We start from the raw sequence: 14,692 nt of genomic DNA on the forward strand, positions 1-14,692 counted from the left end.
GCGTCACGCGCGGGGTGCCGCGGTGACGACGGGCCGGGAGAGCGCGCGCGGGGGGCGAGGCGCTCCGGAGACCCTCTAGCGGCTGGTGCCGATGCCGTCGGCGACCGGGCGGACGTCCTCGGTGGAGTCGGTCAGACCCCGGTCGAGGATGGAGTCCAGGATCTCGCCGACCCTGATGGCGGTGTTGGAGAGCAGCGACGACGTGATGCCGTGGGTGTGCTCCGTGCCGCCCTGGAGGTAGATGCCGCAGCGCAGTTCGGCGTCGGTCGAGATGCGGTAGTCGCGCTCGACGCGGACGCGGCCCTGCTCGTCGCGGTGGCAGCGGCCGGCGACGTCGCCGAGGAGGCCGAGGCCGTCGGCCTGCTGGTAGCCGGTGGCGAAGACCACGATGTCGGCGTCGATCGTGCTGTCCTCGCCGCTCACCAGGGACTTGACGGTGGCGCGGACGCTGTCCGGGGACTCCTCGACACCGGTGAGGCGGGAGACGTTGATGAAGCGCAGCCGCTCGGTGCCGAGGACCTTCTCCTGGTACGCCTGGCGGTACAGGTCGTCGATGAGGTCGATGTCGACCACGGAGTAGTTGGTGTTGCCGTGGTAGTCCATCAGCTTGCGCTTGATGGCGTCCGGGGCGGCGTAGTACTCGTCGACCGCGGCGGGGTCGAAGATGCGGTTGGCGAAGGCGCTGTCGTCGGCGGGGCTGTAGCCGTAGCGCGAGAAGACGGCGCAGACCTCCGCCTCGGGGAAGCGGCGGTGCAGGTAGGCGACGTTCTCGGCGGCGCTCTGACCGGCGCCGACGACGACGAAGCGGGAGGGGTCGGTGCCCTCCAGGCCCTCGACCTTGGCAAGGAGTTCGGAGTTGTGCCAGACGCGGTCGCCGCGCTCGACGCCCTCCGGCAGCAGCGGCCGCAGGCCGGTGCCGATGACGAGGTTGCGGGCCCGGTGGACCACGGTCTCGGAGCCGGAGCGGGCGGTGACGTCGAGGTACTCGATCACGCCGTCACGGACGACGGGCTCGACCGAGAGGACCTCGTGGCCGTAGGAGACCATGTCGTCGACCTTGGCCGCCGCCCACTCGAAGTAGTCGTGGAACTCCACGCGCAGCGGGAAGAGGTTCTTGTGGTTGACGAAGTCGATGAGCCGGCCCTTGCTCTGCAGGTAGCAGAGGAAGCTGTACTCGCTGGTGGGGTTCCGCAGCGTCACGAGGTCCTTGAGGAAGGAGACCTGCATGGTGGCGTCGTCGATGAGCATGCCGCGGTGCCACCCGAAGCGGGGCTGCCGCTCGAAGAAGTGAGCGGTGACCGCCTCTTGCCTTCCGACGCGTGCGTTGTGCTCACTGAGCGCGATCGCCATGGCCACGTTGGACGGCCCGAAGCCGATGCCTATGAGGTCGTGGATCAGTGGTGCGTCGTCAGGAAGAGCCTGAGACATGTCACTCCCATCGTGCGGGACAGCCGCCTGCCAGGCGTGGCTGTCAGGCGTGGGGAACGGCGGAGCCCGGGCACACCGGTGAGGGCGCTGCCGAGCGGAACTTAGGTAAAGCTAACCTGATCTGGCCACGCTGTCGACGGGGCAAATCGGACAACAGGCGCACCACCCGTGCCAACTGGGCCATAAATCGGGACGCGTTGCACCATTAGGTAAGCCTTGCTTTACTTGTCGCGGTCATTCGCTCTCTGAGGAGGAACTCCATGCGGGTCGTCATGTTCGGTTATCAGACCTGGGGCCACCGCACCCTGCAGGCGCTCCTGGACTCCGAGCACGACGTGGTGACGGTCGTGACCCACCCGAAGAGCGAGCACGCCTACGAGAAGATCTGGAGCGACTCGGTCGCCGATCTCGCCGAGGAGCACGGCGTCCCCGTGATCATCCGCAACCGGCCGGACGACGAGGAGCTGTTCCAGCAGCTCAAGGAGGTCGACGCGGACATCATCGTCGCCAACAACTGGCGCACGTGGATCCCGCCGCGCATCTACACCCTGCCGAAGCACGGCACGCTGAACATCCACGACTCGCTGCTGCCGAAGTACGCCGGCTTCTCCCCCATCATCTGGGCGATGATCAACGGCGAGAAGGAAGTCGGCGTCACGGCGCACATGATGGACGAGGTGCTCGACGCGGGCGACATCGTCGACCAGCGCTCCGTCGCGGTGGGTCCCACCGACACCGCCACCGACCTCTTCCACAAGACGGTCGACCTCATCGCCCCGGTGACGGTCGGCGCCCTGGACCTGATCGCCTCCGGGAAGACCGAGTTCACCAAGCAGGACCGCTCCCAGGCCAGCTTCTTCCACAAGCGCGCCGAAGAGGACATCCGGATCAACTGGGAGTGGCCCGCCGAGGTCCTGGAGCGCCTGGTCCGCGCCCAGTCCGCCCCGTACCCGAGCGCTTTCGCCTTCCACAAGGGCAAGCGGCTGGAGATCGTCTCCGCCGTCGTCTCCGAGGGGCGCTACGGCGGCACGCCCGGCCGGATCTTCTACCGCGAGGGCGAGGGCGTCGTGATCGTCGCCGGCGCCGACGCGCGCACGGGCCGCAACCACGGCCTGGCCGTCACGCGGGTGCGCACCGAGGACGGCCGGGAGCTGCCCGCGACCGAGTACTTCACCTCGATGGGCGGCTACCTCACCAGCCGCCCCTGACGCGCGGCCCCGAAGACACCGGCCCGCCCGGACGGTCCCGGGCGGTCCGGCACCCTTTCACCGCACGGCCGACCGGCCCGACCGGCCCCTGTCACAGGGGCCGGTCGGGCCAGTCGAGCAGGCGGGCGCCGATGACCGCCGTCTGCAGGGTGTAGCGGTGCATGGGGTCGACGGGGTCGGTGCCGGTGAGGGTGTGGACGCGTTCCAGCCGGTACGTCACCGCCCGCACGCTCAACGAGAGCCGGCGGGCCGCCTCCGCGGCCACACAGCCGGTGGCGAAGTACACGGTGAGGGTGTCGAGCAGCGGCCCGGCCCCGCCGCGCGCCTGCTGCAGGGGGCTGAGGGTGCTGCGCACGAGGTCGACGAGGGCCTGCCGGTCGCGCGCCAGGACGGGGAAGACCAGCAGGTCCGCGGCGCGCAGAACCGGCTGGTCGTAGCCCATCCGCTGGGCCACGTCGAGGGCGTTGAGGGCCTCCTCGTAGCTGTGGCCGATGCCGACGGCGCCCGGCCGCGGCCGGCCGATCGCGACCTGCCCGCCGTCGGTGGCCGCATGGGCGTGCTTGGCGAAGTGCGTGAGGACTCCGTCGTGGTCGCCGGGGGCGATGCAGACCATCCGTCCGTCCTTGGTGGTGAACAGGATGCGGCGGTTCTCGAAGCGGGCGAACAGCGCGCTCTCCACCCGGCGGGGCACGGGGTCCGTCTCGTCGTACGCGGCGGAGCCCCCGGCGACGGCGACCGCGTGGGCGCGGGACAGGCGCAGCCCGAACCGCTCGGCGCGCGCCGCGAGATGCCCCGGATCGCCGCGCCCGTGGAGCAGGTCGTCGATGAACTCGCGCCGGGCCGCCTCCTCCTGACGGATGACGCGCCGCTGGGCGTGGTCGTACCCGTCGGCGAAGGCGTCGACGGCCTGCTCGATCACGGTCAGGACGTCGTCGGGCGCGGCCGCCGCCGGCCAGCAGGCGCGGCCGGCGGCGAGGTGCTCGCGGACCAGGACCCGCCAGGCGATTCCCCGCTCGGCGGCGCGGGCCCCGAGCGTGCGGCGGGAGGCGAGTTCGTCGCGGGTGAGGCGGCGGCCGGTGGCGGATGCGTCGGCCAGGATCTCCGGATAGCCGTCGAGGAACTCGGCGGGCGTGTCGTGCACGGTACGTACCCTCCTGGTGGGCGGCGTTCGACGGTCAGACGTCGGCGGTGACGGTCCGGGCGGGCTCTTCGGCGCGAGCGCTGCGCGGAACGGCGGAGGCGGCGGGGGGTCGCGGGCGGCGGGTGAGCAGGGCGGCCAGCGGCTCGGTGTAGCGGGCGGCGAGCGGGCCGATGACGACCAGGAGCAGGACGTAGGCGGTGGCCAGCGGCCCGATCCGCGGCTCCACGCCGACGGCGAGGCCGGCGATGACGATGGAGAACTCGCCGCGGGCGACGAGGGTGCCGCCGGCCCGCCAGCGGCCCCGGCCGTGGATCCCGGCCCGGCGGGCGGCGTACCAGCCGGTGGCGATCTTGGTGAGCGCGGTGACGACGGCGAGCGCGAGGGCGGGGAGCAGGACCGGCGGGATGTCGGCGGGGTCGGTGGACAGGCCGAAGAAGACGAAGAAGACGGCGGCGAACAGGTCGCGCAGCGGGGTGAGCAGGCCGGCGGCGCCCTCCGCGACCTCTCCGGACAGGGCGATGCCGACGAGGAACGCGCCCACCGCGGCGGAGACCTGGAGCCCCTGGGCGATCCCGGCGACGAGCAGGGTGAGGCCGAGGACGACGAGCAGCAGCATCTCGGCGTTGTCGGAGGAGACGGCGCGGCTGATCAGCCGGCCGTGGCGCAGCGCCACGTAGAGGACGGCCCCCACGGTGCCCAGGGAGATCAGCAGGGTGACCGCGCCGCCGGCCAGGCTCACACCGGCCAGCAGGGCGGTGAGGATGGGCAGGTAGAGGGCCATGGCGAGGTCCTCGATGACCAGGACGCCGAGGACGACGGGGGTCTCGCGGTTGCCGAGGCGGCCGAGGTCGCCGAGGACCTTGGCGATGACCCCGGAGGAGGAGATCCAGGTGACGCCGGCGAGGGCGACCGCGGCGACGGGGCCCCAGCCCAGCAGCAGCGCGGCGGCAGCGCCCGGTGCGGCGTTGAGGACGAAGTCGACGGCCCCGGAGGGGTACTGGGTCCTCAGGTTGGTGACGAGTTCGGAGGCACTGTACTCCAGGCCGAGCAGGAGCAGCAGCAGGATGACGCCGATCTCGGCACCGGTCGCGACGAACTCCTCGCTCGCGCGGAGCGGGAGGATGCCGCCGTGGCCGAAGGCGAGTCCGGCGAGCAGGTAGAGGGGTATGGGGGAGAAGCCCACGCGCCCGGCGAGGCGGCCGAGCAGCCCCAAGGCGAGGATGATGGCTCCGAGTTCGATGAGCAGGGCGGTCGTGTGATGCACGGGCGTCGGTCCTCCGGTCGGTTCGGTGACGGCGTCAGTGCCTTCTCGGATACGGGCAGCCAGGGGCGGGCGCCCGGCGCGGTCGGCGGTGCGGCGGGGGCCGGGCGTACGTACGGGCCCGGCCGGCGCGAGACGGGGTCGGGCGGGGGCGCGCGGGTGGGCCGCCCCTGAGCGAGGGCGGTGCGTGCGAGGGCGGTCCGTGCGAGGGCGGTCCGTGCGCGCTGTTCGGTGCCCGCCTCGGCGGGAAGGGCGGCGGAAGCCGGGGGTAAGGAGGGCCACCCACGCGGTGCGTGGCCCGGCGTCGTCAGACGCGGTGCGCGGCGCGGCCGGTATCGGGCACGCCGTCGCGCGCGGTGTTGTCGATGCGGGCCGCCCGGACGAGGGGCCGGATCGGTGAGGCGACGGGCAGACTCAGGGCGCGGACGTCTCGGCCCATGTCATGTCCCCCCTGTCCCCGGCCGTCCGGAAAGGACGACCCACTGACCCTGCAAAAATGAGCGCCACTCCGCTCATTGGAGCGTAAGGGCTTGGTAAAGAAGTCTACCGTACGACCAACATCCCACACCTTTCGTACCGTCAAGGATGCGGACCAACGGGCGGCGTCGGGGCGGTGGTTCGACGGAGCAAAGGCGTGCCGCGTGATCGGCGAGGCCCGGGCGCGGGACGCGCCCCCGGGGTGCGGTCGCGCCGTCCCCCGGATCGTGCCATCGGACCGCACGGGCGTTCACTGCCGGAGTTCGGCAACGTTCACGCGTCTTCGATGCCGTTCCCGCGCGGCTCCGGTGGCCGCTTTCGGTCACCCGCGTCCCCGCCCGACACCGCCCGCGCCCCGCCCCGCGCACCGCTGAGGGCCGTCCGGTGGTCGGAATATGGACATCGTGGCCATGGCGATACGCCGGGTAAGCGACCTCTCGGGAGGAAGGTCCCAGGTACCGACAGGCGTCCGGAACCCGAACAGGAGATGCCGTGACCTCGCCGGTCGGATCCGGCCACGCCTCTGGCCTTCGCCGTCTCCCCCGCCCTCCGTGAAACCCCGTGAGGAACCGACCGCTCCGCACATAAGTGGCCGGAAGGACCCACCCTCGAAGCGGTGTGCGTCACACCCGCTGTACCTTCCTCCTGACCACGAGCCGCATCAGGTCACCTCCACCGCACCCCCCTCTCGACCGCCCAGGCCGCCTTCCGGCCTCGCTCGCCCAGCGCGTCACCCCTCCCCCTCTGTCCTCCCCGGTGGTTTCGCCATGCCCACTCTCCGCGCCCGGCCCCCGACACCCAGCCCCCGGCCGCACGACCACGGCCGACCGTAGGCACCAGGACCACAGGCGCCGACGCGCCGCACGCAAGGTCCGCAGGCACCAGGACGGGACGACCACCCGTCGGCGGCCCGGTCCGGGCCGCGACCGCCACCAGGGGAAGGCGACTGACCGTGCGATTCCAACTGCTGGGACCCTTGAGCGTCACCGACGGGCGGGAGGTCGTGGTGCTCCCCTCCTCCAAACCGACCGCCCTGCTGGCCGCGCTGCTCATCCGCCCGGGATCCGTCGTCTCCACCGACCATCTGCGCGAGGTCGTCTGGGGCGAGGAGCAGCCGACGACGGCCAAGGCCGCGCTGCAGAGCTGTGTGCTGCGGCTGCGCCGGCTGTTCGCCAAGTACGGGATCGGCGACCGGCCGGTGGTGGCGGTCGCCGGCGGCTACCGCATCGACGCCGACGCCGAGACCCTGGACCTGCTCCACTTCCGCCGGCTCGTCGACCGGGCCGCCGCCTCCGACACCGAGTCCGAGCTGTACACCCTGCGGGCCGCCCTCTCCCTCTGGCAGGGACCGCTGCTCACCAACGTCCCCTCCGACCTGCTGCACCGCGACGAGGTGCCGAGGCTCGCCGAGGAACGGCTGCGCGCCCTGGAGCGGGTCTGCGACATCGAGCTGGAGCACGGGCGATGTCGCGACATCCTGGTCGATCTATGGGAGGTTACGCGCGTATACCCCGCGCACGAGCGGTTCGCCGAACAGCTGATGACGGCTCTGTACCGGACGGGCCGTCAGACCGAGGCCCTTGCGGAGTACCGCCGGATCAAGCGGTACCTGCGGGAGGGGCTCGGCGTCGATCCCCGGGCCGCGCTGCAGCGTCTGGAGCTGGCGATCCTGCGCGGCGACGACCTCGGGCCCCTGGACGTGGGCCGCGCCCCCGCCTCGCCCCTCCGACCCGGCGCCCTCCCGGCCCCCGCGTCCGCCTCCGCCGGGGCGCCGGCCGCCGACGGACCGGCCGGCGCCCCGACGGGCGAGGCGCCGCCCGACCACAGCCGGTCGGAGACCGGCGGACCGGACGGCCGTACGGCGGCGGCCCGCGTCCACGAGGCCGTCACCGCCGCCCCGGGCCCGGCCCCCGCCGCCTTCGCCGCACCGCTCCCCTCCGTGCCGTCGTTCACCGGCCGCACACACGAAGTGGATTCTCTGGTACGGCAGTTGACGGGCGACGGGACAGCCGGGGAGCCGGAAGGCGGGGCCGTCGGACGGGCTCCGGTGGCGGTGCTCTCGGGGGCTCCCGGCATCGGGAAGACCGCCCTCGCCCTGCATGTCGCCCATCTCGTCGGCGCCCACTACGGCGGAGGCTGCCTGCTGCTGCCCCTGACCCGGGACGACGGCTCGCCGCGCCCCCCGGCCGAGGCCGCCGGCGAGCTGCGCCGCGCCCTTCCGGCCGGGCCGGCCACCGGCGCCGGCCGTGTCCTGCTCGTCCTGGACGACGTCGTCCACCCCGATCAGGTACGCCCCCTGCTGACCGCCCACACGACCGGCGCCGCGATCGTCACCAGCCGGATGGGGCTGGCCGCGCTGGTCGCCACCCACGGCGGCACCGTGCACCGGCTGGGCGCCCTCGAACCGGAGGAGTCGCACGCCCTGCTCACCGCCGTCCTCGGCGGCGAGCGGGTGGGTGCCGAACCGGCGGCCGCCCGGCTCCTCGCCGACGTCTGCGGCCACCATCCGCTCGCGCTGCGGATCGCCACCGCGCGGCTGCTGACCCGGCCCCGGCTGCCCCTGGCCGACTACGCCGGCTGGCTCCGCCGGGACCCGCCGACCCGGCTCAGCCTGGCCGACGATCCCCGGATGTCCGTACCTCAGACGCTGGAGGAGGCGTTGCGGCGGCTCCCACCGGCCCTCGCCGAGGCGCACCTGCGGCTCGGCGCGGCGGGCCACGCCCCGCTCACCGGCGTACGGGCCGCGGCCGTCCTCGGCGTACCGGAGGAGACGGCGGAGCAGGTCATGGAACTGCTCCTCGACGCCGGCTTCCTGGAGGAGGGGCGGTCCGGCTCCTTCCGGATGCACGCCCTGCTGCGGGCGCACGCCGCCCGCGCGGCCGCCCCTCCGACCGGGCACGCCCCGCCGCCACGCCCGCCCCGGCACGAGGAGCTCCCCCGCCCGGGCGGCTCCAGGCCCGCCGCCCTGCGCTGACGGGACGCACCCCCAGCCCGCACATCCGACCGGTCGGCGACGGCTCACGGCCCACCGGTCGGCCACCGGGGCGCCGCACCGGCAGGACCCCGCCCGCGTCCTGAGCGACCTTCCCCGCACCACGCCCGCACCGCACCCGCTCCACCCCGACGGTCCGACACCCCCGGGCCGCCCATCTCGCCCCCTCAACGAGAGGTGTGACGCACGCATGACGACAAGCTCGTACGAGGAGTTGGCCGGAACCCGGCCGCGCGTCCGTCGCGACGTCCTGTTCACCCGGACGCCCCACGGCGTGATCTTCCACAACGCCGAGGGCGGATTCCAGCTGACCTCCGCGTCCGGCTACCGCTTCGCCTCGCTCCTCGTGCCCCACCTCGACGGCAGCAGATCGGTCGAGGATATCTGCCAGGGGTTCGGGGACCGTCAGAAGACCATGGTGGCCGATCTCGTGAAGGCGCTCTACGCGCGCGGCTTCGCCCGTCCCGTTCCGGCGCCCGCGGAGCCGACGGGCTCCCCCGCCACGGATCCGGCCGCGGCCGCCCGCTTCGCGCGGCAGATCGCCTACATCGACCACTACGTCGACGACGCCGACTCCCGCTTCGCCCGTTTCCGCGCCACCCGGGTGGCCGTCCTCGGCGACGGCCCGGTGGCCCGCTGGTGCGCGCTGTCCCTCATACGGAACGGCTGCGCGGGGGTCGGCGTCGAGGCCGCCCTGGCGGACGGCTCCGGTGCGGGCGGCGTCACCGCGGAGGAGTTCGCCGTCGTGCGCCGGGAGGCCGCCGAACTCGCCGAGGAGGGCTGCCCGGTGGAGCTGTCCCTGCTCCCGGACCCCCCGGGGACGGCCGCCGCCCCGCGCGGCTGGCCGGCGTACGACGGGTACGACGTAGTCGTGGCCGCCGCCGGCCCGGACGCCCCGGGCGCGGTGCTGGCCCTGCTCAAGGGCGGTGTCCCGGAGGGCCGTTCGCTGCTCCCGGCCTGGACGTTCGGCCGCCGGGCCGTGGTCGGTCCGGTGATGACGGCCGGGTCGGCGACCTGCTGGTCCTGTGCGGCGCTGCGGCTCGGCGCGCCCGGCGGCGCGTCCGACGCGGCGGCCGCCGAGCTGTGGAGCGGTCTGGCCCTCGGCACCGGCGGCCCGGGCGCCCCTCCGGCCGGTCCGCTCGCCGCCATGCTCGGCAACCTCCTGGGCTACGAGGTGTTCCGGCTGGTCACGGGCGCCCTGCCGGCCGAGACCAGGGACCGGATCCTGGTGCAGGACACGGCCTCCTTCGACGTCGCCTCCGAGCCGCTCCTCCCGCATCCCCGCTGCCCGTTCCACCCCGCGCCCGCCGGGCTGCCCGAACCGGTCGACCTGACGTCCGCGCCGGCGCGCCCGGTGTTCCTCCCGACGGTCGCGACCGCCCCGGACGACGACGCCGCCGAGGGCCCGCTGGCCGAACTCGAACGCCGCTCGGCGCTGGTCCACCCGCACGCCGGTGTCTTCACCTCCTACGCCGACGAACCGCTGACGCAGACCCCGCTGAAGGTGGGCTCCGTCGTCGTCGGGCTCGGGACGCGGGGCGCGCGGACCGTCACCGCCTTCGACGTCCACCACACGGCGGGCGCGCGGCTGCGGGCGCTCGACGCGGCCGCCACGGTCTACGCCGAGCACGTCGTCCCCGCCTCCCCCGCCGACGCGTCCGCCACCGCCCTGCCGGCCGTGGACCCGGACGCGCTCACCGTCGCCTCCGGCACGGGCGGCTCCGGCGCGGCCACCGCCTGGACGGCCGCCGTCTCCCTGGTGACCAAGGAAGCGGTACGGGTGCCCTCGGGGGCCGTGCGTCCCTTCGGGGCGGACAACGCCGACCGCCGCTTTGAACCCACCCGGGCCGGGGCGGGCGCGGGCCCCGACCTGCCCGCGGCGGCCGCCGCGGGGCTGCTGTCGGCGCTCGCCCACGACGCCCTGCGGCGGGCCGTCGCGGGAGCGGGGGACGTGGCCGTGATCGACCCCCGGGTCTTCGGCGAGGATCCGGAGACGACGTTCCTGCTGCGTTCGACCGCCCACCTCGGTCTGGACGTCGACCTGCTCGACCTCGGCGAGCGGGCCCGGTCCGGCGTGTCCGTCGTCCTGGCGCGGACCGCCGGCGGTCCGGGCGGCCGGCCCGGCCGCTGGGCCGTGGGCGCCGCCCCGGACATCACCGCCGCGGCGGTGGACGCCCTGCGGGACCTCCTCGGCGAGGCGCAGTTCACCGCCGACACCTCCGCGACCGCCGACACCGTCGCCGCGGAACACACCGCCCCGGGCGGTCCCGACACCGGCGATCCGCTGCTGCGGGACCTGGACCCGGCCCTGGTGCCGGTCACCCGGGACGCGCCGGCGGACGCGCCCGGGGAGCCCGTGGAGTGGGCCCGGGTCCTCGAGCGCCTCGCCGCCGCCGGCCGGGACGCCCTCGCCGTCCCCACCCACGCCGCCGACCTGCCGACCGCGGGCATCCACACCGTGCGCGTCCTGCTCACCCGGGCGGGCGCCGATGCGCGCTGACCTCGCGGCCGGGCCCGCGCCGACCGCGTGGGCCGGGTCCGCCCTCCGGTTCGCCGAAGCCCTGCGGCACGCGCTCGACGAGGCCGGCGCGGCCGTCCCCGTCCCGGACCTGACGGTCGCCCCGCTCGGGGTGCGGGATGCGTACGCCTCGGCCTCCCCGAGGGACGGGCGGCTTCCCGTCCGGCTGTACGGCCGCCATGTGCTGGTCGGCCCCTGGCCCGACGCCCGCCGTGCGGCGGGGTGCGCGACCTGCCTCGAACGACGCTGGCAGGGCGTGCGCTCCGTGCCCCTGCGCGAGGGCCTCGAACTCGGCGCCCGCCCCGGGGCCGCCGGCAGCCGTGCCGGGAGCGGGCCCGCAACCGCGACCACCGGCCCTGGGGACGGCACCGGCACGCGGTCCGTGGGCGAGTGGCCGTACGACACCCCCTTCGCGGCCGGCGCCGTGGCCGCCCTCGTGGCCGGGCTCGCGGCGGCGGGCCCCGAGGACGGGCCGTACCCGCGGGTCCATCTTCTCGACCTGGACGCGATGACCGTACGCAGCCATCCCCTGGTGCCCGACCCGGAGTGCCCCGCGTGCGCCACGCCCGCCCCGGACACCGCGGAGGGGGCCGCCTTCACCCTGCGGGCGGCGCCGAAGTACCGGCCGGGCGCGTTCCGGGTGCGTCCGATCGAGGCGTACCGGCTGCCGGTGGACGCCTTCGCCAATCCCCACTGGGGCGCGATCGGACCGTCGATCGTCTGCGACGTGGCCTCGACCACGACGTCCGCCACCGTCGGCTGCTTCTCGACGCGGTCCGGGGAGTACCTCCGGGAGACGTTCTGGGGCGGGCACGCCGACACGTACGCCCGCAGTCAGCGGATCGGGGTCCTCGAAGGCCTGGAGCGCGCCGCCGGTATGCGCCCGCGGGCCAAATCCACCCGGCTCATGGCCCGTCTCGACGACCTCGGCCCCGACGCCGTCGACCCGCGCGAGACGGGGCTGTACGCCGAGGAGTTCCACCGCGCGAACCCGCGCGTGACGCCGTTCGCCCCGGACCGGGAGATCCCCTGGGTGTGGGGCTGGTCGCTGCGTGACGCCGTGCCGCGCGCGGTGCCCGAGGTCCTCGCGTACTACCACGCGCCGGGTCTGGAGCACCGGTTCGTACAGGAGAGCTCCAACGGCTGTGCCTCCGGGGGCAGTCCGGAGGAGGCCGTCTACTTCGGGCTGATGGAGGTCGTCGAGCGGGACGCCTTCCTGCTCGCCTGGTACGGGCGGGTCCCGCTCCGGGAGATCGATCCGTCGACCAGTGCGCGGGCGGGCACCCGGCACATGGTGGACCGGCTGGCGATGTACGGCTACCGGGCCCGGTTCTTCGACACCCGGATGGGTCTGCCCCTGCCCGTGGTCACCGCGTGCGCGGAGCGGTTCGACGGCGGCACGGGCCGGATGTGCTTCGGTGCCGGTGCCGGGCTCGACCCCGAGTCGGCGCTGGACTCGGCCCTCTGCGAGATCGCCACCGACTCCGTCAACCTCGTGGGGCGGACCCGGCGCGACGAGGCCCGGCTGCGGGCCATGGCCGCCGACTTCGACCTGCTCACCACCCTCCACGACCACCCGCTGGTCTACGGCGTCCCGGAGATGGGTCGGCACGCCGACTTCCTGCTGCGGCAGGCCGATCCGGAGCCGCCGCTGGCCGTCGCCGACCTGGCCTGGCCCGACGCCGACGGGGCGACCGCCGCCCCCGACCTGCGCGACGACCTGCTGCGGGCGGTCGGCGCGGTGACCGGCGCCGGGTTCGACGTGGTCGTCGTGGACCAGACCCTGCCCGAACAGCGGGCCCTCGGCCTGCACACGGTGAAGGTCCTGGTGCCCGGGCTCGTCCCCATCGACTTCGGCTGGTCCCGGCAGCGCGCCCGCCACATGCCCCGGACGCGGGACGTGCTCGGCGCCGCCGGCCTCAACCCCGCACCCCATCCGTTCCCTTAGCGGCCGCCCGTCCGCCCATCCGAAAGGGGGTCGACCCCATGGGGTACGCCCATGAGTACGCCGACGCGGTGCTGCACCGCGGCCGCATCCCGATGGAACCCGCCGACTTCGTCCCCGACTGGCCCGACGGGCCGCGCCGGGGGAAGTTCTACCCGGGGGTGGAGGCCTGCGCCCTGCCGGTCGGCGAGGACCGGGCCGACGCCCTCGCAGGCCGCGGTCTTCTCCCGCCGGGCCCGCTCACGCCCGGTCTCCCCCCGCCGGCCTCGCCGACCGCCTCGCTCACACCCGGCGCGGCGGGCGCTGCGGACGGCTTCACGCTTCCCCTGCTGTCCGCCATGCTCAAGGACTCGTACGGGCTGACCGGCCGCCGGCTGGGCATCCAGGCCAACAGCGACCTGTCCGGGCTGCCCTTCTACACCCACGCCAACTGGTCCCGGGGCACCGCGGGCGGCGGCGGCCTCTATCCCGTCGCCGTCCACTGGGCGGCGGGCCCGTCCGGCCCGCTCACCCCGGGCGTGCACTACTACGACGTCCAACGGCACGCCGTCCAGCGGCTGCTGACCGGTGACGTGTCGGGCCGGGTGCGCGAGGCCCTGGGTCCGGACGCGCCCGCCGAGGCGCTGGAGACCGACCAGTACCTGATCCTCGGCGTGAAGTACTGGCAGACCGCGTTCAAGTACAACAGCTTCGCCTACCACGTGGTCTGCACCGACCTGGGGACCCTCGTCCAGACCTGGCGGATCTGGGCCGCCGCGCACGGGCTGCGCGTCGCGCCCGTGCTGTGGTTCGACGAGCCCCGGCTGAACGGCCTGCTCGGCACGGCGGGCGAGGAGGAGACCGTCTTCGCCGTCGTCCCGCTGCGGTGGGAGAACGCCACCGGCCGGCCGCCCGCGCCGGAGCCGTCCCCCCGGCCGGCGGGTCCCGACCCCACGGTGCTCCACCGGGACCTGGAGCGCTCCCGGACCGTCCTCGCGTTCCCGACGGTACGGGCCGTGCACGAGGCGACGGTGGAGGGCGCCCGGGACCGGCCGGCCCCCGGGGCCCTCGCGGCGGCCGCCGCCCGGCCCGTGCCCGCCGGCGGCAGGCGCGTCCCCCTGCCCGCCCCGGAGTTCCCCGAGGTGCCGGTGCGCCGGGTGCTGCGGAACCGGCGCAGCAGTTTCGGGCGGTTCGACGCGGCCCGTCCGGTCGCCCCCGAGCATCTGTCGGCGGTCCTCGCGGCCTGCGCCGCGACCTCGCTGGGCGGGGACGCGGACCCCGGCGGCACGGTGCGCCCGGTCCGGATGTACGCCTTCGTGAACCACGTGGCCGGGGTCGAGCCCGGGGCGTACGTGTACGACCCGGACCGGGGCGAGCTGGCGCTCGTCGAGGCCGGCCCGCAGGGCGCGTTCCTGCAGGACACCTATTTCCTCGCCAACTACAACCTGGAGCAGGCGGGCGCCGTGCTCGTGCCGACGGTGCGGACGACGGCCGTCCTCGACGCGGTCGGGGACCGGGGCTACCGCCTGGCCGTCGGCACGGCCGGCGCCGTCGCGCAGACCTTCTACCTGGCGGCGTCGGCCCTCTCCCTCGGGGCGGGCGTGGCGCTGGGCTTCGACAACATCGCGTTCGTCGAGAAGCTGGGCCTGGAGGGCACCCAGGAGGCCCCGCTGCTGATCATGCCGCTCGGTCACGAACGTCCCCGGCCCGCCGACTTCCGTCACGAGATCGCCTGAGGGGCCC

At 74.7% G+C, this 14,692-nt stretch carries 9 protein-coding genes; 5 read left to right on the forward strand and 4 right to left on the reverse strand.

Features of this window, described 5'->3' with window-relative positions; translation table 11 throughout:
• Positions 1 to 75: 75 nt before the first annotated feature.
• Positions 76 to 1,428 (reverse strand): SidA/IucD/PvdA family monooxygenase, encoded by a 1,353-nt coding sequence (locus ACFZBD_RS04105; protein ID WP_391134927.1) that lies wholly within the window; start codon positions 1,426 to 1,428, stop codon positions 76 to 78.
• 260 nt (positions 1,429 to 1,688) lie between these two features.
• Here ACFZBD_RS04105 and ACFZBD_RS04110 point away from each other — a divergent pair, with 260 nt between their 5' ends.
• On the forward strand, positions 1,689 to 2,636 hold the full coding sequence (locus ACFZBD_RS04110; RefSeq protein WP_391134930.1) for a formyltransferase family protein: 948 nt from the start codon (positions 1,689 to 1,691) through the stop codon (positions 2,634 to 2,636).
• A gap of 91 nt (positions 2,637 to 2,727) precedes the next feature.
• Here ACFZBD_RS04110 and ACFZBD_RS04115 read toward each other — a convergent pair whose 3' ends face one another.
• The 3 genes from ACFZBD_RS04115 to ACFZBD_RS04125 all read right to left on the reverse strand — a co-directional run bounded on the left by ACFZBD_RS04115 (position 2,728) and on the right by ACFZBD_RS04125 (position 5,477).
• On the reverse strand, positions 2,728 to 3,777 hold the full coding sequence (locus ACFZBD_RS04115) for a helix-turn-helix domain-containing protein (RefSeq protein WP_391134933.1): 1,050 nt from the start codon (positions 3,775 to 3,777) through the stop codon (positions 2,728 to 2,730).
• A gap of 34 nt (positions 3,778 to 3,811) precedes the next feature.
• Positions 3,812 to 5,041: a cation:proton antiporter gene (locus ACFZBD_RS04120; RefSeq protein ID WP_391134936.1), complete on the reverse strand. Its 1,230-nt coding sequence runs from the start codon at positions 5,039 to 5,041 to the stop codon at positions 3,812 to 3,814.
• A 304-nt stretch (positions 5,042 to 5,345) separates the two neighbouring features.
• Complete coding sequence (locus tag ACFZBD_RS04125) at positions 5,346 to 5,477, reverse strand: hypothetical protein (protein ID WP_391134939.1); 132 nt, start codon at positions 5,475 to 5,477, stop codon at positions 5,346 to 5,348.
• Between the two features lie 990 nt (positions 5,478 to 6,467).
• Here ACFZBD_RS04125 and ACFZBD_RS04130 point away from each other — a divergent pair.
• The 4 genes from ACFZBD_RS04130 (at position 6,468) to ACFZBD_RS04145 (ending at position 14,685) form a co-directional block, all read left to right on the forward strand.
• Complete coding sequence (locus ACFZBD_RS04130; protein WP_391134942.1) at positions 6,468 to 8,489, forward strand: BTAD domain-containing putative transcriptional regulator; 2,022 nt, start codon at positions 6,468 to 6,470, stop codon at positions 8,487 to 8,489.
• 208 nt (positions 8,490 to 8,697) lie between these two features.
• On the forward strand, positions 8,698 to 11,007 hold the full coding sequence (locus ACFZBD_RS04135) for a TOMM precursor leader peptide-binding protein (protein WP_391134945.1): 2,310 nt from the start codon (positions 8,698 to 8,700) through the stop codon (positions 11,005 to 11,007).
• Entirely contained in the window at positions 10,997 to 12,973 is a 1,977-nt protein-coding gene (locus ACFZBD_RS04140) for a TOMM precursor leader peptide-binding protein (protein ID WP_391134948.1), read from the forward strand. Before ACFZBD_RS04135 ends, ACFZBD_RS04140 begins: the two co-directional genes overlap by 11 nt.
• 38 nt (positions 12,974 to 13,011) lie before the next feature.
• On the forward strand, positions 13,012 to 14,685 hold the full coding sequence (locus ACFZBD_RS04145) for a nitroreductase family protein (RefSeq protein WP_391134951.1): 1,674 nt from the start codon (positions 13,012 to 13,014) through the stop codon (positions 14,683 to 14,685).
• The last annotated feature ends 7 nt before the right edge of the window (positions 14,686 to 14,692 follow it).

It is taken from the genome of Streptomyces sp. NPDC008121, from assembly GCF_042957155.1.
Lineage (GTDB): Bacteria > Actinomycetota > Actinomycetes > Streptomycetales > Streptomycetaceae > Streptomyces.